The sequence below is a fragment of the Sulfoacidibacillus ferrooxidans genome (assembly GCF_022606465.1).
GTDB lineage: Bacteria > Bacillota > Bacilli > Alicyclobacillales > SLC66 > Sulfoacidibacillus > Sulfoacidibacillus ferrooxidans.
The window spans coordinates 200,823-220,353 of record NZ_JALBUF010000001.1; the positions used below are offsets into that span (position 1 = coordinate 200,823).

At 42.5% G+C, this 19,531-nt stretch carries 18 protein-coding genes; 9 read left to right on the forward strand and 9 right to left on the reverse strand.

Going from position 1 to position 19,531, the window contains the following annotated elements; translation table 11 throughout:
* Window positions 1-25 precede the first annotated feature (25 nt).
* A complete protein-coding gene (locus MM817_RS01140; RefSeq protein WP_241711598.1) occupies window positions 26-1,231 on the reverse strand; it encodes an MFS transporter in 1,206 nt (401 codons plus the stop codon).
* Between the two features lie 180 nt (window positions 1,232-1,411).
* Here MM817_RS01140 and MM817_RS01145 point away from each other — a divergent pair, with 180 nt between their 5' ends.
* Window positions 1,412-1,729, forward strand: coding sequence for a thioredoxin family protein (locus MM817_RS01145; protein WP_241711599.1), 318 nt, complete (start codon window positions 1,412-1,414; stop codon window positions 1,727-1,729).
* 119 nt (window positions 1,730-1,848) lie between these two features.
* Here MM817_RS01145 and crcB read toward each other — a convergent pair whose 3' ends face one another.
* The 4 genes from crcB to MM817_RS01165 all read right to left on the reverse strand — a co-directional run bounded on the left by crcB (window position 1,849) and on the right by MM817_RS01165 (window position 5,137).
* Window positions 1,849-2,208, reverse strand: coding sequence for a fluoride efflux transporter CrcB (gene crcB / locus MM817_RS01150; RefSeq protein ID WP_241711600.1), 360 nt, complete (start codon window positions 2,206-2,208; stop codon window positions 1,849-1,851).
* Window positions 2,209-2,216: 8 nt separating this feature from the next.
* Window positions 2,217-2,645, reverse strand: a complete 429-nt coding sequence (locus MM817_RS01155) for a fluoride efflux transporter FluC (RefSeq protein ID WP_241711601.1) — start codon at window positions 2,643-2,645, stop codon at window positions 2,217-2,219.
* A gap of 193 nt (window positions 2,646-2,838) precedes the next feature.
* Window positions 2,839-3,909, reverse strand: a complete 1,071-nt coding sequence (locus MM817_RS01160) for an NAD(P)/FAD-dependent oxidoreductase (protein WP_241711602.1) — start codon at window positions 3,907-3,909, stop codon at window positions 2,839-2,841.
* A 319-nt stretch (window positions 3,910-4,228) separates the two neighbouring features.
* Entirely contained in the window at window positions 4,229-5,137 is a 909-nt protein-coding gene (locus MM817_RS01165) for a patatin-like phospholipase family protein (RefSeq protein WP_241711603.1), read from the reverse strand.
* A 256-nt stretch (window positions 5,138-5,393) separates the two neighbouring features.
* On the opposite strand from MM817_RS01165, the gene MM817_RS01170 reads away from it, so the two are divergent.
* Window positions 5,394-6,788, forward strand: coding sequence for an MFS transporter (locus tag MM817_RS01170; protein ID WP_241711604.1), 1,395 nt, complete (start codon window positions 5,394-5,396; stop codon window positions 6,786-6,788).
* Between the two features lie 81 nt (window positions 6,789-6,869).
* On the opposite strand, the gene MM817_RS01175 is transcribed toward MM817_RS01170, so the two are convergent.
* The 4 genes from MM817_RS01175 to MM817_RS01190 are packed head-to-tail and all read right to left on the reverse strand — an operon-like array spanning window position 6,870 to window position 11,820.
* Window positions 6,870-7,979 carry an ABC transporter substrate-binding protein gene (locus MM817_RS01175; protein ID WP_241711605.1) on the reverse strand — a complete coding sequence of 370 codons (1,110 nt, stop codon included), beginning with the start codon at window positions 7,977-7,979 and terminating at the stop codon, window positions 6,870-6,872.
* Window positions 7,980-7,992: 13 nt separating this feature from the next.
* Complete coding sequence (locus MM817_RS01180; RefSeq protein WP_241711606.1) at window positions 7,993-8,967, reverse strand: phosphotransferase; 975 nt, start codon at window positions 8,965-8,967, stop codon at window positions 7,993-7,995.
* A gap of 59 nt (window positions 8,968-9,026) precedes the next feature.
* Window positions 9,027-9,638 (reverse strand): flavin reductase family protein, encoded by a 612-nt coding sequence (locus MM817_RS01185; protein ID WP_241711607.1) that lies wholly within the window; start codon window positions 9,636-9,638, stop codon window positions 9,027-9,029.
* Between the two features lie 31 nt (window positions 9,639-9,669).
* Complete coding sequence (locus MM817_RS01190; protein WP_241711608.1) at window positions 9,670-11,820, reverse strand: (Fe-S)-binding protein; 2,151 nt, start codon at window positions 11,818-11,820, stop codon at window positions 9,670-9,672.
* A 195-nt stretch (window positions 11,821-12,015) separates the two neighbouring features.
* Here MM817_RS01190 and MM817_RS01195 point away from each other — a divergent pair, with 195 nt between their 5' ends.
* The 7 genes from MM817_RS01195 (at window position 12,016) to MM817_RS01225 (ending at window position 19,513) form a co-directional block, all read left to right on the forward strand.
* Window positions 12,016-13,611 carry an HD-GYP domain-containing protein gene (locus MM817_RS01195; protein WP_241711609.1) on the forward strand — a complete coding sequence of 532 codons (1,596 nt, stop codon included), beginning with the start codon at window positions 12,016-12,018 and terminating at the stop codon, window positions 13,609-13,611.
* A gap of 94 nt (window positions 13,612-13,705) precedes the next feature.
* Window positions 13,706-14,137, forward strand: coding sequence for a BrxA/BrxB family bacilliredoxin (locus tag MM817_RS01200; RefSeq protein ID WP_419723355.1), 432 nt, complete (start codon window positions 13,706-13,708; stop codon window positions 14,135-14,137).
* A 17-nt stretch (window positions 14,138-14,154) separates the two neighbouring features.
* Window positions 14,155-15,357 carry an ornithine--oxo-acid transaminase gene (locus MM817_RS01205; RefSeq protein WP_241711610.1) on the forward strand — a complete coding sequence of 401 codons (1,203 nt, stop codon included), beginning with the start codon at window positions 14,155-14,157 and terminating at the stop codon, window positions 15,355-15,357.
* A gap of 291 nt (window positions 15,358-15,648) precedes the next feature.
* Complete coding sequence (locus MM817_RS01210; RefSeq protein ID WP_241711611.1) at window positions 15,649-15,894, forward strand: Spo0E family sporulation regulatory protein-aspartic acid phosphatase; 246 nt, start codon at window positions 15,649-15,651, stop codon at window positions 15,892-15,894.
* A gap of 27 nt (window positions 15,895-15,921) precedes the next feature.
* Complete coding sequence (locus tag MM817_RS01215) at window positions 15,922-16,629, forward strand: transglycosylase domain-containing protein (protein WP_241711612.1); 708 nt, start codon at window positions 15,922-15,924, stop codon at window positions 16,627-16,629.
* Window positions 16,630-16,830: 201 nt separating this feature from the next.
* Window positions 16,831-17,619, forward strand: coding sequence for a L,D-transpeptidase family protein (locus MM817_RS01220; RefSeq protein ID WP_241711613.1), 789 nt, complete (start codon window positions 16,831-16,833; stop codon window positions 17,617-17,619).
* 184 nt (window positions 17,620-17,803) lie between these two features.
* A complete protein-coding gene (locus tag MM817_RS01225; protein WP_241711614.1) occupies window positions 17,804-19,513 on the forward strand; it encodes a methyl-accepting chemotaxis protein in 1,710 nt (569 codons plus the stop codon).
* The last annotated feature ends 18 nt before the right edge of the window (window positions 19,514-19,531 follow it).

Below are 19,531 nucleotides of genomic sequence, written 5' to 3' on the forward strand. Positions count from 1 at the left end.
GAGGCTACCCACCACAATGCCCTTCTTATGAATGTGCTGATGCACTGCCATGATGCTCTGTCATGATTTTTGGCATAGCAATTGCAATCCCCGTATCCACTAATCCAAGAATACCAATCACAACTAATATCCCGGTGACACCAATCGAACTAATAAACATTCCGATCACAAGAACTAACATGGCTCCGATTCCATTGGCAAGACCTAGTGCAATGCCTGAACCTAATGAGCGATTTTCAGGAAAAATATCCTGTCCCACCAATACTGTAACGGGAACACTGGCAAATAGTGCGATTCCCAGTAACCCTGCAAGTAACCACAGTAAGGGTCCACTGACAACAGCAAGTAATGCTACAATAACAGCCGAAAAAACACTTGATACTATTAACAAGGGCCGTCTTCCATAGCGATCAGCTAAATGACCACCCAACAAATTGCCTACAATCCCGACGACAAGAAGCGTAGTTATAATGGAAGCACCTACGACGAGATTCCCTCCACGCGCGTGCCAGAGAATCGGAATAAAGGTTACCACTCCATAGATGATGAGTGAACGCAAACTAGCAAAACTCACTAAAAACCACATGGGTTTCGCATGTTTCTTCCAGTCGATGCGCCGTGACTTTTTAGTTTGAGCTGGTAATTGTGGAGCATATCGCAACAAAAAAGGAACAGTGAGTAATGTTGGTATGGCAAGTAACCATAAGTTCGCAAGACCCAATGCTACCACGATAAAACTAGTAATCATTGGAAATACACCGCGTCCAAGCTCACCACCTACCAGAAAAGCAGATAAGCCTAATCCCTGACGTTTTTGGTTCACTGAAGAGCGCACAATGGCCAAGGCTTGGGGATGAAACATGGCATTGCCAATGCCAATCACAAATAAAAATAAGATAAGTACCCACAATGCATGACTAAAGCCTAATAAAGCTCCCCCAATGGAACTGCCCATAAGACCAAAAATAAAAATAAGGCGTCCCCCTACACGATCTGCCCATATTCCTGTAAAGGGCTGTAAAGCCTGCCCAATCAATAATGCGGCCATTAATACCCCAGCCATCGCTGAAGGTTCATGTAAAGCGAGCAAAATAGCTGGCAAGATACCTGGCAGGTAATTGGCCGATCCATCATTAAGAAAATGGGCAAAGCTCATCAGTCCTAGATGATTGGACTGTTTCTCAACGGATCCACTGATGCTTGGATTCCCCTCCTGCGTTTGAACTGACACGTAGTACACCTCTTCTCCAATGATGACTGTTATACTATAATGATAATATCAGTATTCGACGAATTCGTCGATACTTCCTTTTTGATGCTGCTCACTACATTTTACACGAATTCTTCGTAAGATGGAGCGACTAGACAAGGTATGATACAATAAAATGTAAGTAACTAAGGAGGCGTCATGATGCAAACGATCACGTCAGAAGAGCAATTTTCAAAAGCCATTTCAGAGGACAACTATACGGTGATGAAGTTCATTACCTCATGGTGCCCAGACTGTAAAAACCTCAATCGTTTTATTGATGACATCATTGCCAATCACCAAGATAAAAGCTGGTTTGAAATTAACGCTGAAGATTTCCCGGATCTTAGTGAGAAGTACGAAGTTCGTGGTGTACCTAGTCTTCTGATTTACAAAAACGGAGAAAAAATTGCACATTTGCATAGTAAATTCGCAAAAACAAAACCTCAAATCATGGAATTTTTAGGTACATTAAAGTAAGTGTACCTGCATACTATGCAGGTACACTTACTGTGACAGCGCTATGCATTCGTTCCTAACCTGAGCAGTGCATCCTCACGCGCTGTCACCTCATGCGTAATGATCTTATTGTAAGGATCTTATATGGATGCACCGATGAAAGCACCCAATAATCCAACCACAAGACTTGCCACCAGATACACGCCCATAATTTTGATCTGCTTGCGCCCAAAAAGGGTCATAGTTTCATACATCATCGTAGAAAAGGTCGTATAGGCCCCTATAAAGCCAACACCGATCGAATTGCGCAACCACATATCAAGTACATTATGAGGGCGCACAGCTGCATAGAGAAAACCAAGAAAAAAAGCACCTGTAATATTGATTAAAAAGGTAGCTAAAGGAAAGTTTTTATTCCAAATTGCATTGATTCGATTGGTAACAAAGAAACGCATCCATGCCCCAGCCACACCACCTAACGCAATTCCGAGCCAGTCCACCAATTCTCTCACTCCCCATCGATCGGCGCATGTTTTTTATGATTCAAAACATTGCCCAAATAGACACCAAACCAAGCAACTGCAAATCCACCCACAAAACTAATCACTATATAGACTGCCGCTACTACAATTGCCCCATGTGCTAAAAGCGCTTGTGATTCAACCATAAATGTTGAAAAAGTCGTATAGGATCCAACAAAGCCAGTTCCAACACCTGTGCGAAGCCATTGTACAATGGGTATGAAACTCGTCGTCACAGTATAGAACCACGCCAAGAAAAAAGCGCCACTAAGGTTAATAAGCAACGTTGCGATAGGAAATCCTGTTCCTGATAGAGGTGGAAGAATGATTTCTAATTCTTGTCGTGCGAGCGCACCTAAAACTGCAAATGCCGCAATAGCGAGATACTGTTTCCAGACCAAAGATTTCTTGTTCATCTTTTCACCCTTTCTCTAAACAAAATAAAGCCCCTACAGAGTTACTCTCGTCGAGTCCATCTGTAGGGGCCATCATTCTCTACATAAGAGAAATTACGCGAGCTCCATCGCGATAAAAACAGTACATATATCATACTCATATGATCCTACTACCGTCAAGTTAAACCTTTATTCATATGGAATTCAGTACTCATCATTTTTTTTCAACGTGTTTTTTGTACGACCATAAAACACCACTTTTTAACATGCGTGGTATCTTCCCTGACATATCAACACCCTTTAATGTTCCAAACCCAGTACCTCGTCCAAGTGAACCGAGGATTCCTTTTGTAGTGAAAGAACGCTTCGGCACTTGTTGCCCGCGCCACTTGCCAGCTAATACTTGTCCTACATACTCGCCGTGAAATTCAGCCAATTGTGCAGTCGGTGGGTGCTCTGATGCAGCACAATCACCAATCACATAAATGTCCGGATTGCTCGGTAAACGCTGTTCTTCATCCACGATCACTCGCCCAATGGAATCAAAATCTGCACCCACAATCAATTGAACAAACGGGTTTGCTTGAATCCCTGCGGTCCACACCAACTTATCAAAAGCTAGTTCACCCTGCTCATGCACCATATGATCACAAAAAATGCTCTGCGCCTTTATGCCATGTTGTACTTGTATATCATGAGAAGTCATCCATGTTTCTACATATTGACGAAGTTTATCTGAAAATCCATTTAGGACAAGATCATTGCGATCAATCAAGGTAATGTTTAAATCATGTCGTGTCTCACGCAATTCAGCTGCCAATTCGACTCCAGTAAGTCCTGCTCCAACTAATACCACCGATCGATAAGCATCTAATGTCAAAATTTCATGTCCTGTAATTTGTGCTCGCTTTAAGCTCTGTAAACTTAAAGAGAATTCTTCGGCCCCAGGTATCTTATGAAAGCGATCGACACAGCCAAGTGCAACGATCAGCGTGTCATACGGTAAAATGTCTTTTTCACGCAGAGTCAACTGCTTCTTTTCTTGATCAATGCCGATAACTTCATCGTACACGACCGTTAACTGAGGGTGATGAGGAAAAGGAAGTGTAACTTCTTTTAACGATGAAGTACCTGCCGCAATACTATAAAACTCTGTCTTTAAAGGGCTTTTAGGTAATCGATCGACTAAGGTAACTTCTACATCCGATGGCAAGAGATCTAGAGTCGTGCGCAAAAAATACATTCCAGCATATCCTCCGCCGATTAAGACGAGTTGATGCGCCATAAAAAAGCCTCCGTTCAAATCCATACCATGATTAAATGTACTAATATCATACATTTATATGCGTTATGATGCTTCGCTACTTAGTCTAACATGTCTAAAGCGAGAACGTCCAACAATAATTCCTCAGTAACTACCTTTTATTATTAGCTGAAACGCTTTCATTATAAAAAAGATTAACTAAAACTAACTGAACCAATAATTGCAATCCAACTGTTGATCATAGACCTTGAATGGAGATTTCCTGTTTCTCTTTGTCGCCAATACTATCCACTCTTTTTGATCGGCCAAGCAGACATGGTGGTGATCGTTTAACGCCGTTTCAAGTCTCTACATAGGCTAGGATGTCTTTTTGGAGTGCTTTTGTGGCATCCCTACCAATCTGAACGGCTTTATCCATTAAACCCCATGAGGTCCACTTAATCTCATCTAGATTCGGTTGAATGACAAATGGACGAAATCTATTTATGCGCAACTCCATGGATTCATCGATTAAAATATCCATCATGCGATCTAACACAGGAAAGAAGGATGGAGTGACTTGATCATCCATTTGTGATTGATGTAAATCCACGGCAATTACCTTTGTATAGCCAAGATGGTACAGTAAATCAACAGGTAGGTTATTTCTTAGAGCGCCGTCCACAAGTAAGCGACTAGCATATGCTCTAGGGTATAAGATCCCAGGCAATGAACAACTCGCTCGAATAGAGGCAACCGGATCGATCATAGGTAGAAACTCTACTCGCGCAAGTGTCTTTGGCCGCTCTGTTGCATCATAAAAAACAACCGCTTTCCCAGATAACAGATCTGTGGTTACAACTAAGTGCGCAATAGCGTGGCGTGTCGGTGCAATGTCTATTAGCTTATGTAACCATGCTTCAAGTTTGCCCCCCACAATGAATCCGGGTGGGATGCGATGAGAGACTCCTTTTATGATGTGTAAATAGTAAAGTGGCAATAACGAAATGGTCTTTAGAACATCAGTTATAGGAAGTGACACATCAAGCAATTTACGTCCATTAAATTGATGCGTTACTTCTTCTAATAATTCAGTTGAAAGCCCTCTTCCATATAGTGCCGCAACTACTCCCCCCGCTGAAGTACCCGCAATCGCATCCGGTTGAATCCCCATATCCTCTAACGCTTGTAAAACCCCAACATGTGCTGCACCTCGAAGCATTCCTCCACTTAAGGCAACAGCTACTTTATGATGACGAATCAAAGTCACGATGCACGTCCTCCTTAGCCTTCCTTCCTTTCCAAATGTATGCGAGCGTACAAGTTTTATATGATCCCACAGAGTTTGCAATAGCTTTACACTACCCGCTATAAACCTTCGCGCAAAATTTACAGATCCTTAGCAATTCGGCTTTATATTGAGTAGTAGAAACACGGTGGCGTTGATCGCCCCGCACATACGAGAATCGAGAGGGGGGACACTCGTAGGCCGCAACAACCATATTGCGACCAGCGAGACATCATACATGTCGAATCAAAACGAATTAAGCCATGCACTCGACGAAGCACCGATGGGACTCTTTCATCTGCGTGCTGTACTCACTGCTGGAGCCGGATTTTTCACCGATGCTTACGATTTATTCATTATCGGTGCCGCACTTGTTCTTATTAAAGGTCAATGGCATTTAGGCAAGGATATGATCGGATTACTAGGTAGCACCTCACTCATAGCTGCATTCCTCGGGGCATTTATTTTCGGTAGAATTTCAGATGTATTTGGACGCAAAAAAGTATACGGTTTAGAAGCTATGATTATGGCTATTGGGGCCATCTTATCTGCATTCGCTCCGAGTGTGATCTGGCTTCTCGTGTTTCGCTTCATCATGGGACTTGGCATTGGCGGCGATTATCCAGTCAGCGCCGTACTTATGAGCGAATATGCTAATCGCAAAGATCGCGGTAAATTAGTTTCTCTTGTATTCTCTATGCAAGCACTTGGCCTCATCGCAGGTCCTATCGTTGCCATGACTCTTCTTGCAAGTGGTGTCAATGCAAATATCGCATGGCGGATCATGCTGGGTCTTGGAGCCATTCCAGCGCTTGCAGTCATCTACTTCCGTCGCACTATGCCAGAATCACCACGTTTTGAGGCGCAGGTTCGCGGAAAAGTCAAGGCTGCTACTGATAGTATCCGTGAATTTTCACATGGTGCAATCCAGGCGGATCAAGTAAGCACACTCGAAAAACCACTTACCCTGCTCCAGTTTCTATCTAATCGTCGTTTGATGCTCACCTTGCTTGGCACTGCTGGAACTTGGTTCTTTTTTGACTACGCATACTATGGCAACTCGATCTCCACGCCACTGATTATGAAAATCATTGCACCTCATGCTAGTGCTTTAACTGCAGAATCTTGGTCTCTTATGATCTTTGCTATCGCCGCTGTTCCGGGTTACATCCTAGCATTTAGTACCATTGATAAAATCGGACACAAAAAATTACAACTCATCGGATTTTTCATCATGGGTCTAGCCTTCTTACTCATGGGCATCATTCCTGGAATTACATCCATGGTTGTTCCTTTCTTGGTCTTGTATGCAATCAGTTATTTCTTTGCAGAATTCGGTCCAAATACGACGACATTTGTCATGTCAGCTGAACTCTTCCCTGTTAGTGTGAGAACGACAGGTCATGGCTTTTCCGCTGGTTTTGCAAAAGTCGGAGCATTTATCGGTACACTACTTTTTCCGATCCTCACAGCAACACTTGGTTTATCTGGAACCCTTGACATCACGTTTGTCTTCGCCATACTCGGTATGTTTATCACCATGTTACTTCCGGAACCAAGCGGAAAATCTTTAGATGAAGTATCCAATGGTACTTCTACTACCACTTCAGATCACCATTTACGCGCCATGTAATATGTAACACCTTCAACAAATGACATGCAAAAGAGGAAGCTAACCCATCATAAGTTAGCTTCCTCTTTCTGTACTCACTTATCACGATTGCTCAGTATGATCCCCTTCGCGCTCGCGCCCTTCCACAAGCTCTCTTAATTCACCTTCAAACGGAATCCATAATTCCACAGGAAGTCGATCTGCGATCCACTGAACCTCAGGCATTGCACGAGCTTCTTCTTCCAGTGCTGTACGGTTAGGAGTTGCCTTCCACCATGTGGAAAACGCATCAATAAATCGATAAAAATCAGTCTGAAAGCGATCTGCATCTTCTGCAGCATCATCCTCATCACTTGTTTTCATCATATTCCAATGTAAAAGTGCCGTTTGTAATGTCTCCCTAGTATGAAGATCAAGCAATTCCTCACCCTTTTGCACCATCTGCTGCACACGCTCCATTTCTTTTACAGCTTGCTCCATATGAACACCATACCAAGAGATCTCTCCATCGATCAACACGACTTGTGATCCTGGTATAGATTGTTGCATTTCTTTGCGATGGACCTCCGAAAATGGGTATGGTTCAGAAGAGAGAAAAATCACCTGTGGATTCAATAGGCGCAGCTCTTCCAACGTTACAGCAGGATAGCGACCATTCATCACCTTACATACGTTGTCCCAGCCAAAATAACTAAGCCATGAACTGAGATATGTATTTTTACCGGCCACCATATAAGGATTTTCCCAAATAAGATACGCGCAGCGCAAGCCACCCTCGATTTTTGCCTGTGTAAGAGTCTGTTCGATGCGTTTTGCAAGGGCTATCCCTTGCATCTCTCGACCGGTTATTGCCCCAAGATCGACAATAGCCTGTAACGCCATTTCTACAGTCTCTACATTGATGACATATACAGGGTACTTTTTCTCCAACTCGCTAATCATTTGTGCTGTATTTTCTTCTTTTTCAGCGATAATAACATCTGGTTGTAATTGATCGATGACCTCATCATGTACTTGTTTTGTACCACCTACATTTTGTTTTAGTAACACTTGCGGGGCAGGATGAATGCAAAATCTCGTACGTCCTACCACTTGCTCTTGAAGTCCTAAGGCAAATAACGTCTCTGTCAAAGATGGGCACAACGATATGATTCGCTGTGGCTCATCTTTTATATCGACTTCTCTGCCCAAGTGATCGATCCATCGTTTCATGGCAACCTCCAGATTACACATCCAGTGCTCGACGTAGTTGTTTGACCAAAACATGTTGATTCTTTTCTCTTTTTATTGCTCGAATTAACTTTTTTTCCACCTGTTTTCGTTTTGTTGTACTGACAGTTGAATAATGACGCAGTAATTTGCACACTTTATAAGGGTACATCATCCATGCAAGAACAAACTGCCTTTCCTGATCAGAAAGCGAAGCCATATCCGTATAGCCATGAATAATATCTTGCGTCCAATCACCCTCATAACCGCGCTGTTTACTTGTCAATCGGATCATTCGAAACAAATCATAACTAGGTGCATCTATGCGTAGTGTTTCAAAGTCGATTAATTGCGCTTGCCCACGAGAAATAATAAAGTTTGCTGGCCCACTGTCTCCATGACACAGCACGCCGGAACTGTGCAGACTCATTTGCTCGTATTGGTGTTTCTTCAATACATCAATTGCCCTATGCGCTCGTTCTTCTAGCGTATGATAGACTTCTAAAGATACACCATCTTGTCTTAGAAAAGGCCAGTTTTCTCTTCTGGATTGTTCTAATAGCTGAAGCCCTCTTCTATATTGTTGCAACCAACTTCCAAGCGTGACAAACTCTCCATGTCCTCGTACTCTGAGATTGGATCCAGCCTGATGAAACTTTGCCAGTACATTAGCAGACACTCGAAGATCTTCAGAAAGGAATGGATCTGCCATCTGACCATCTAGCCAATCCATCAACAAAAACGGATACAATTCTCCTTTAGGATACTTCCATGTACCCCATGAAAAAGCATGAAATCCTTGTGTCTTAACAGTCGCAAGTGCATGATCCATCCACAATAAGCGTGCATGGTCATATCTCATGCGTTTTAATCCGAATACTCGACCATCTTTTGCGACCATGCGATATACCCCATATTTCACTGGTACAATGGATAGGCAATGAATGCCAAACTCTTTTTTCACAAAGCGCCGCATGGCAGAACCATCCATATGGAGAAAACCCTCCTTACATCTCCCCGATCATATGGTTATATCGTATGGCAGCATATTTATTTTCGAACCAACTCAAATATCGTTTGCGAGTTAACCCTTGTATAATGATGACCCGCAAGCCTTGCAACTGGGTGTAATGCTGCAGTATCGATTTTCATATCCTCCACAAGTTCATCCGCAACGTGTATCTGTACCACTTTACCTATAACAAGTGAACTACTACCAGGACCACCATCCCCTAACTCCACGGTTTGCCACAGTTCACACTCAAGGGCAATCGGGCTTTCTTTTACGCGCGGAACATTCACTTTTGTACTTTTAATAGGCGTTAAGTGGCTCACTGAAAACTCATCAATGTCAGCTGGAAACTCTGGTGCCGTTTCGTTCATTGCTTCAACAATTGCATCCGTTACTACATGAACGACAAATTGCTTGGTTTCCATAATATTGTTAAACGTATCTTTTTTTGATCCATCCATTCGCCTCATCGGCGTAAATCCAATAGCTAGCGGATTAGCACATACGGCAGTAAAGAAACTAAAGGCCGCCAGGTTGTATACACCTGTACTAGAAATCGATGACACAAACGCAATTGGACGTGGAACAATGGCTCCTGTCAGTAACTTGTAGCCATCTTGCCATTTCAAAGTCGTAGGATCAAACTGCATATCAATACTCCTCTCCCTGCATATACAATACTTATGAAAGGGATTGCGATACAAGCTCCGCCAAGTCAAGCGTCAATACATCTTCCGCATCCACTGCTTTTACTCCGTCGCCCATCATCGTCAAACAATATGGGCAATTGGATGCAATAACAGAAGGATTAGCGATCAATGCTTGCTTCACACGCGTCACATTGACGCGATTTCCCTCTTTCTCTTCCATCCACATGCGCCCACCACCCGCACCACAGCACATGCTATTTTCACGATTTCTCTCCATTTCAGTGAGTTTTACTCCAGGGAGCGCTCGCAAAATGTCTCGTGGGTCATCATAGATTCCATTATACCGTCCGAGATAACAAGAATCATGGTAAACCACGTGTTCATTCACTTCTGTTTTTGGTTGCAACAATCCCTCTCGTAACCACTTAGCTATCATTTGTGTATGATGATATACCTGTGCTTCCATCCCAAATTCCCGATAATCATTTTTAAATGCATTAAACGTGTGTGGATCACAAGTGATGATTTGTTTTACATTGTACTCCTTCAATACTTCAATATTTGCCTGGGCTAATTCTTGAAATAAATATTCATTGCCAAGACGTCGCGCTGTATCGCCTGAGGAACCCTCCTCATTGCCAAGAATAGCAAAAGAGATGCCCGCTTGCCTCATGATTTCTACAAATGCAAAAGCCACTTTGCGACTGCGCGGATCATATGACGCCATCGATCCCACCCAAAACAAATAGTCAAATTCCTTAACTTCTTCAACCGTTGGAATGGTTAAATCAGGTCGTTCATCACGCCACTTCACGCGATCTTTGCGACTAATACCCCAGGGATTACCTTGCCGTTCAATTTGACTGAGTGTTCGTTGTGCTTCAGAAGGCATTTTCCCTTCCGTCATGACAAGATACCGACGCATCGAAAAAATGTGACTGAGATGTTCATTGCCCACAGGACACTGATCCTCACAGTTACGACACGTTGTACAGGCCCACAGCTCATCTTCTGTCATGACATCGCCAATCAGTTGCAATTCGCGCGCGTCTTTTTTCTCAAGGTGCCACGCTTTCGCTTGACGATGCATCGTGGGCCCAATGTCTGTATGTAGAAGCGAATCTGGAACAAAGTGAGCAGGAGTTCCTTGTGTCGCCATATCAGGTGTCATCACATGCGCCATGTGAAGTGGAGCGCCCATGATGCGCGCAGGTTCCCATGGTGACTTGCCCGTTATTAATTCCGCCTTTTCCGTTAGGTGATCTCTTAGTTTTGTCATGATATGCATAGGCGATAGCATTTTCCCACTATTACTAGCAGGACACATGTTAGTGCAACGTCCACACTCCACACAAGAATATAGATCAAGCAATTGCCCACGCGTGAAATCTTCAATTTTACCTGCTCCAAGCTCCTCCACTGATTCATCTGAAAAATCGAGTGCTACAGGCATACTTGGTGGACCCACATCCATGCTGTAGATATTAAATGGGGCATAGAGTAAGTGAGCATGCTTTGATTGCGGGACATACAGCAAAAAACTTAAGAGAATAGTTAAATGCACCCACCAGAATGTATAAAATAACCAGTATGCAGTTTTCTGGCTTATCCCTTGAAAAAGTAAGGACAACCATGACGAAAATGGAGTGTATGGCGATGTCGGAATGCCAAGCCATAGTCGTTCAAAAGCAAGGACGAACAACACAGATAGCATCAGTGCAATAATATAATATAAAACAATTGTAGCCTTGACTGTTTTTTTCAGTCGCTTAATACGTTCAACAAAACGGCGGTATCCAGCATAAAGAACAGCAATAATAACTGCCACTACGATGATTTCTTCAAATAAATTAAACCATGGTTCAGCAGCACCAATTGGCCATTGATAACCTTTTATAAATCCTTTAATAATAATTTGTAACGCACCAAACTGTACAATTAAAAACCCATAAAAAATGAATAGGTGCATCCATCCGCTACTTCTATCATTAAACAACTTCGTATGTAAAAAAACTTGCCGCATTGCAATTCGCAAGCGCTCTTGGGATTCTCCGTGCGCCTCTCGCTCTTGTCCAAGTCGCATAAATAATTGACGGTGATACATCACTTTCCAAAATGCCCACAAGGTATATCCGAGTACGACAAGAAAGGCAATCGTAAAGAACGTGCTTCGTAAGGTCATCGAGCAAACAGCCCTTCCTCCTATTTTCTACAATCCGTTTGCTTAACTAATTTGCCCATTACCCCATGATCCATGCGTGAGATACTTCTCTTTATTAAGCAACCCCATGTTTTAACACCATAAGTTTCCTGCGAACTTGAATCTTCCTGTGATATGATAGACTTAGATGATTCAAAAGCATTGTGAGGGACTTTTATGTTCATGTTTAACTCCAGTACTACACCAACATACCGTCGTTTTTTACTGCGACTAATCGTCAATTACGCTGTGAGTTCTATCGTTACAGTACTAGGTGTCGGTGGCATTTTTATCTTTTCTACACTTCGAGTCCCACATGGGCAACTACTTACGCTACTCTTAACACTTGTGATCTCTCTTGTCATTATGTGGATTAGCGAATTTCTTGCACTACAACGTCATCTACAGCCGATCGCGATTGTTTTTCGCAAAGATCAGTCAACGCTCACGGTGGAGCAACTAAACCGTGCCTATGCACAAATTCATCGTTTCCCAGTGCTTTCAGTCAAACGCATTATGGGCCCGCACTTATTAGGATTATCCATCCCAGCCATGCTGATGACACTGTGGGAGCTGTCTGTGCATCTATTAACGATACCTTATTCCTACGTCGTTTTTGCAGCCATTGGAGCTATCTTAATTGCTGGCATGCATAGTTTAGTAGAATTTTTTTTAGAAACGGAATCGATTCGCGAATTACTGCTCAGTTTAAACGACATCGCGTCCAATCGCTTTTCAACGAAACTATCACTTCACGGTGCTGTATTGGTTTCCATACGCAAAAAATTTGCATTGAGTCTATTAATCATGAGCATTTTCCCATTGCTTCTTTTTAGTATTGCTACGCAAATTCGCCTACAACAAGTGGACCCTTCACTGTCTGCAGAGTATTGGCGATGGGCATTTGTGATTCTCTTGTTAGGTGTTGGTTTCGCCATCATGAGTGCATGGCTCCTAGCGCGCAATATTCTCATTCCCATTGAAGGTATAAAAAATACCATGCATGAAGTGGAACAAGGCGATTTTGCAGTGCGTGCCACAGATTTATATTCTGATGAATTTTCACGCCTCATTTCTGGATTTAATCAGATGGTACAAGGTTTATCTGACCGCGATGCAATTAATGAAACATTGCTTGATAGTTATTTTGCCACACTATCAGCCGCTCTCGACGCAAGAGACCCATACACAGCAGGTCATTCCTACCGTGTCGCCCATTATGCTGTTACTATTGGAAAATATATTGGTTATTCAACAACCGAATTGACCACTATTCGAAAATCCGCTCTCTTACATGATATTGGAAAAATCGGAGTGCGCGATGATGTTCTTTTAAAAACAGGAAAACTTTCCCACGAAGAGTTCGAACAGATGAAACAACACCCCGTTCTAGGCGAGGATATTTTAAAACAAGTACAACCTAGTGAGTCTATGGCGCCCTTACTTCCAGGTGTGCGATCTCACCATGAACGCTTTGATGGCCTCGGCTATCCTGATGGACTCGCAGGCTATGATATTCCTATGCTTGGTAGAATTATCGCGGTAGCTGATGCTTTTGATGCCATGACATCTGATCGTCCATACCGAAAAGGAATGCCCATTGAAAAAGCATTGTCTATTATTGAAGATGGCAGTGGAACACAGTGGGATCCAGAATTCGCAACAGCATTTGTTGCATTAACCAAAATCGGGTGGGAAGCACCTGAAGAGAATTCGATACATCCTTGGTCCACACTTTCATTGTCACAAGCTGCCGCCTCGGAACATAGATAAACTAGATCAGTCAATCATCACAATCACAGAACCCCTAACAGTCCTGTTTCAATATGCTATAATCATTGTAACAACGTTATAGGAGGTTTTACCATTGGCATACGATTCCCCTATTTTTCTAGAGATTATTCAACCTATGCGCGAAGAATTAACGCAAATTGGATTTCAAGAGTTGCGCACTCCTGATGAAGTGACGGTAGCCATTGAGAACGCAAAGGGAACGACCCTGGTTGTAGTTAACTCCATCTGCGGTTGCGCCGCAGGGATCGCTCGTCCGGCAATTGCTGCAGCCCTAGAAAAGGGACCTCAACCTGACCACCGAGTCACCGTATTTGCAGGTCAAGATGTGGAAGCGACGAAGAAAGTGCGCACTTACTTTACAAACTACGCTCCTTCGTCTCCTTCCATTGGATTTATAAAAGATGGCGAGTTTCTTTATCTGCTTCAACGTCATCAAATTGAAGGACATTCAATGGAAGATGTAACCCAACAATTAGTGACTGCTTTTGAAAAGTACTTTGCTTAAGTTAGGAGGCTCTAGTCATGAATTCTGCTGAGATGATTCATCTAACTGAAGAGTATGGTGCACACAACTACCATCCACTACCTGTCGTAGTCGCAAAAGCGCAAGGCATTTGGATCTACGATGAAGAAGGAAAAAAATACATGGATATGCTTAGTGCGTACTCTGCTGTCAATCAGGGGCACAGGCATCCACGTATTATTCAAGCACTAAAAGATCAAGCAGACAAAGTGACGTTAACTTCACGCGCATTTCACAATAACCAACTCGGACCTTTTTATCAAAAAGTAGCAGAGATGACACACAAGCACATGGTTCTACCCATGAATACTGGTGCTGAAGCTGTTGAAACGGCTGTCAAGGCAGTACGTCGCTATGCATACGATGTAAAAAAAGTGACTCCTGATAAAGCTGAGATTATTGTATGTGAAGGTAACTTTCATGGTCGTACCATGGCTGCAGTCTCGATGTCGTCTAATGAAGAATACAAGCGCGGATTTGGCCCTATGCTCCCTGGATTTAAGATCATACCTTACGGAGATCTAGACGCATTGCGTCAAGCAATTACTCCTCACACTGCTGCTTTTATTGTCGAGCCTATTCAAGGTGAGGCAGGTATCATCATGCCAAAAGAAGGATTCCTTAAAGCTGCGTATGACATTTGCAAGGAAAACGCCGTTTTATTTGTGGCTGATGAAATTCAAACTGGTTTCGGGCGGACAGGGAAGCTATTCGCTTGCGATTGGGAACATGTTATCCCGGATATATACATCTTAGGTAAAGCTCTTGGTGGTGGCGTCATGCCCATCTCAGCTGTCGCAGCGGACCGTGATATTCTTGGAGTTTTTGAACCTGGATCACACGGATCGACTTTTGGCGGTAATCCGCTCGCATGTGCATGCTCAATTGCAGCACTCGATGTGATTGTTGACGAGCATCTTGCAGAGCGATCTCTTGAACTTGGAACCTATTTCATGGAGCAATTGCGAGACATTAAAAATCCAATCATCAAAGAAATTCGAGGTAAGGGACTCTTTGTTGGCATGGAACTGACCACTGAAGCTCGCCCTTATTGCGAAGCACTCATGAATCAAGGACTTTTATGTAAAGAAACTCATGAAAATGTGATTCGCTTTGCACCACCACTTATTATTACAAAAGAAGAGTTAGATCTTGCTGTAACCTCTATTCGCAACGTAATGGAAGCTCCTGTCCATGCATAAAGATAGATTACAGAAACAATAAGTAGTATAAGAACCTGTTCAAAAAGGGGGCAGGTAAGACCCGCGCAGTGCAAGGAAGCGAGCCAAGAATGTGGACTGAGCGTACGTTTTGGGTACGTGAGGGAGCGCGTTCTTGGCGCTGACGCTGCAATGCGCCGGGGAGTTCTGCCCCCCTTTTTGAATAACCTCTATAAATAACTGTGTTATGGTGTAACGATGGCTATACGACCATAACACAGTTTGTCTCAACTTACTTCTATCTTGGTAGTATGGGTGGAGATCCATAAGTATATGAGCATGCTAGACAATAACCAAAATAACAAGCGGTCTATTCCATCTCACAAGCCAAATCGTCAAACCCCAGAAATGTGGGCTATAAGAAAAAAGATGGAAGAGCAATTTGCAAGCCATGGTGATCTTCATGATCCAGTCATGATTCAATTATCAACACAGCTTGATAGGCTAGTAGTGGAAGAAATGCGCAAACATCGAACTGTTCTCCGAACCAATCGAGACCTTCCACCACCGCAAAGGTAGGGCTAGCGCTCCTAGGAGGCAGCTTGCATGAGACGGATTATCATCACGCTATTTACTTTTTTTGCACTATTTATCGTTGCAAGTGGTCTCTACATAAAATCTGTTTGGAATCCATCTATACCCACCGTGTTGATCGAACGTGTACAAACAAGAGCTACAGCACACGGCGGCTATGTGCCATTAACGCATATTCCTCGATTTTTACAAGATGCACTCATTGCAACAGAGGATCGTAACTTTTATCACAATCAAGGCATAGATGTTGAAGGCATTTTTCGCGCACTTTATGTCGATATGATGCAAAGAAAACTCGTACAAGGCGGAAGTACGATTACGGAACAGCTTGTAAAAGATATATTTTTAACTGATCACAAAACCATTCCTCGCAAAATAAAACAAATTGCTATCGCCATTATGCTTAGTCATTCATTATCTAAAAATGAAATATTAGCGCTTTACCTTAATGAAGTATATCTTGGACACGGTGCTTACGGTGTAGGTGAGGCTGCACATGTGTACTTTGGTCGTTCCGTAAATCAATTGACACCAGCAGAATGCTCTATATTAGCTGGTTTACCACAAGCTCCAAGCCTATATGATCCCTTGAAACATATACAGCTCGCTAAAAAACGCCAATGGGAAGTTTTAAAAAGTATGGTCACTGCAGGTTATATTACAATGAAACAAGCACAATACATTGACCATACAAATCTTGAATTGATTTCTGCACCTTAATACATATACAGAACCAGCACCTAGATAAGTACCATATGTAGGGTCTGGTATTTTTTTTGCCTAAAATTCGTAATTCCCCAGCATAGTTTCATGTATTCTCTATTATTCATAGTGACGGGAGTGCTACCTCTTATGCAAAATTTACGTCTAATGAAGTAGTTCAACATGCGCTGTGCATTTTCTAAGGGGGATAAGTTGATTGTGAAGATACGTACATTGTCACTTCTTGTAGTACTAAGTAGTCTTCTACTTTCCGGCTGTCAAACGGGTACAAATCACGCAGTTGGAGTAACTCCCCCTGCGCCTATCGTCAGTCCTGTAGTACACCACAAAAAACAAATCGCTCCTCAAGTAAAAACAAAACCAAAGCTTGTAACCTTATTACTTAATACCAGATCAAAGGCTGTATATCATTTACAAAAAGAGTTACAGACGCTACATGATTACTCTTATCCAACAATCACTGGCTACTTTGGAGTGTATACAGAAGGTGCAGTCATGACTTATGAATATGATCACCATCTAAAAACAAATGGAATAGCTACACCACAGTTGCTGCAACTCATCGCACATTCAGTCAAAAAGGATAAAGGAAAAGATCTTCCTGGGCCTTATCACATTATTGTAAAAGAAGATATCCCGGAGCGCCTATATCTGTACGAAGGATCCAAGCTCATATTAAGTAGTTTGTGCAACACTGGTATTGCAGGCGCGCGCACCCCTATTGGATCTTTCCCTATCTATTTAAAATACCGTTCTCAAACCATGCGTGGTCAAAATCCTAATGGAACCTATTACGATGATCCTGGTATTCCCTGGATCAATTACTTCAGTGGTGGTTGCGCTGTACACGGCTTTATTCGCAGCAAGTACGGCTTTCCACAAAGCGTTGGTTGTGTAGAGTTACCTCCGCCTATTGCAAAACGCGTGTATGCGCTTGTACCCATTGGCGCGATCGTCACCGTAGAAGCAGGACCAGCTACTTCATAAAAAAGAACAAGCACAGGAAACTGTAAGCCCTGTGCTTTCTCGACATATTTCAACAAATACATTTTGCAAAGCAGGAAATATACTTATGGACCGCGAATATCAATATCCATGGATTTCTTGTGTATCCATACTACACATAACGAATAAGCAATGTAATCAGTTTATGAATGGGGTGCATTCTTTATTGAGGAGTATACGATCTAAGTTTTTAACAGGCACCGTAGTCGGTAGTGCCATCTATATCATTACAATTATCATTTCTACTAGCCTGTACAGCGCATCTCAAGAACAGGCTCTAGGCATTCTTGATAGCAGTGACCGCTTACTTACTACTGTACAGTCACTCGATACCATGGTACGCACTACAGATTCACAAGGTGCGCGCTTTCTGATGTCTCCAGCTTCATTACAGCAACACTACATCAATGCATATCAAAGTGATTTAACTGCAGTCAGAACATTGACTATACAACTAATGCAAGAAATACATCTCACCCCGCCCTCGCAAAGACAAATTTACAATGCAGATCTCAATACATTTAATCAACATTGGTCACTATATTTAATGAATAACTATCAAACGATGACAGCTGTCGATTCTGGAACACTTCGTCTACAAGCACAAGAAAATTTTGTTAAGGTTCCTTTGACGCCAACGATTACATCACTCAATCACTTTACACAATCTATTCGCAACTCTCGCCAACAAGCAGAAGTGCAATTTAAAAATTTTATTTCATATGCGCATACAGTCAATACTTTGGGTACGATTATTGCAACGATACTCGCGATAGCCATTCAATTGTATTTAAGTACAAAAATATCAAAACATTTAAAAACGATGGTTGACGTTGCAAAAAGAATGGCAAGTGGAGATTTCAAGAAACAATCTACTGGATTGCAAACTAACGATGAAACAGGCCAATTAGCCTTGGCATTTGCACATATGCAAGGAGCTATTGCATCTCTTATTCATCAAATACAAGGTGCTGCAGGCGAATTGGCAGCAACTTCGCAAGAATTAAATGCAACAACAGAAGAAGTATCTAGCTCCTCAACCAATTTAGCGGAGTATGCCGCACAGGTTTCTGAGGCAGCTGATATGCAGCGAACAGAAGTCAGCACCATTGAAGCTACCCTTGAAGAAACCCTTTTGGCTATTGAAGTTGTATTGGCAAACTCAGATGCGACCGTTCAATTAACAAAAAATCTTGTAACACATAAAAGCAAAGGGGATCTTTCAGTCGATAGTGCATTGGAGCAAATGCACCGGATTGCACAAAACGCCGATCTCAATCAGGAAAGAATCGAACGACTCGATAATCGCTCTTTTAAAATTGGAGAGATTATTGAACTCATCAATGAAATTGCTGAACAAACCAATCTACTGGCATTAAATGCAGCTATTGAGGCTGCACGAGCTGGCGATCAAGGACGTGGATTTGCAGTCGTAGCAGATGAAGTACGTAAGCTCGCTGAAAAATCAAGAGAAGCATCTGCAGATATTGCCCGGTTAGTTCAAGACATACAAAAAGAAACGAAAGCATTTGTTCGTGCAGTTCGCGAGGACAAAGAACAAGTAAGAGCAGGCAGCTTGGCGATGCAACAAGTCAGTTCTATTTTTACAGATATCGGATTTTTTGTGGGGGATGTCTCTACCAAAGTTGAAGGTGTTTTTACATCTGCTCATGATATGACTTCACATTCAATGACGTTGCGCACTATTGCTAAAAACGTTGCAAGGCTATCTGAGCAGGTCGCTCTAGACATTGCAAACGTCACTGCAACCACACAAGAACAAACAGCTGCCACGCAGGAAATTGCCGCAGCAAGTATTTCCCTTTCGGAACATGCGCAAAATCTCAGTAATGAATCAATGCAGTTTCAGGTTTAGTGCATGATTGACTTGCTA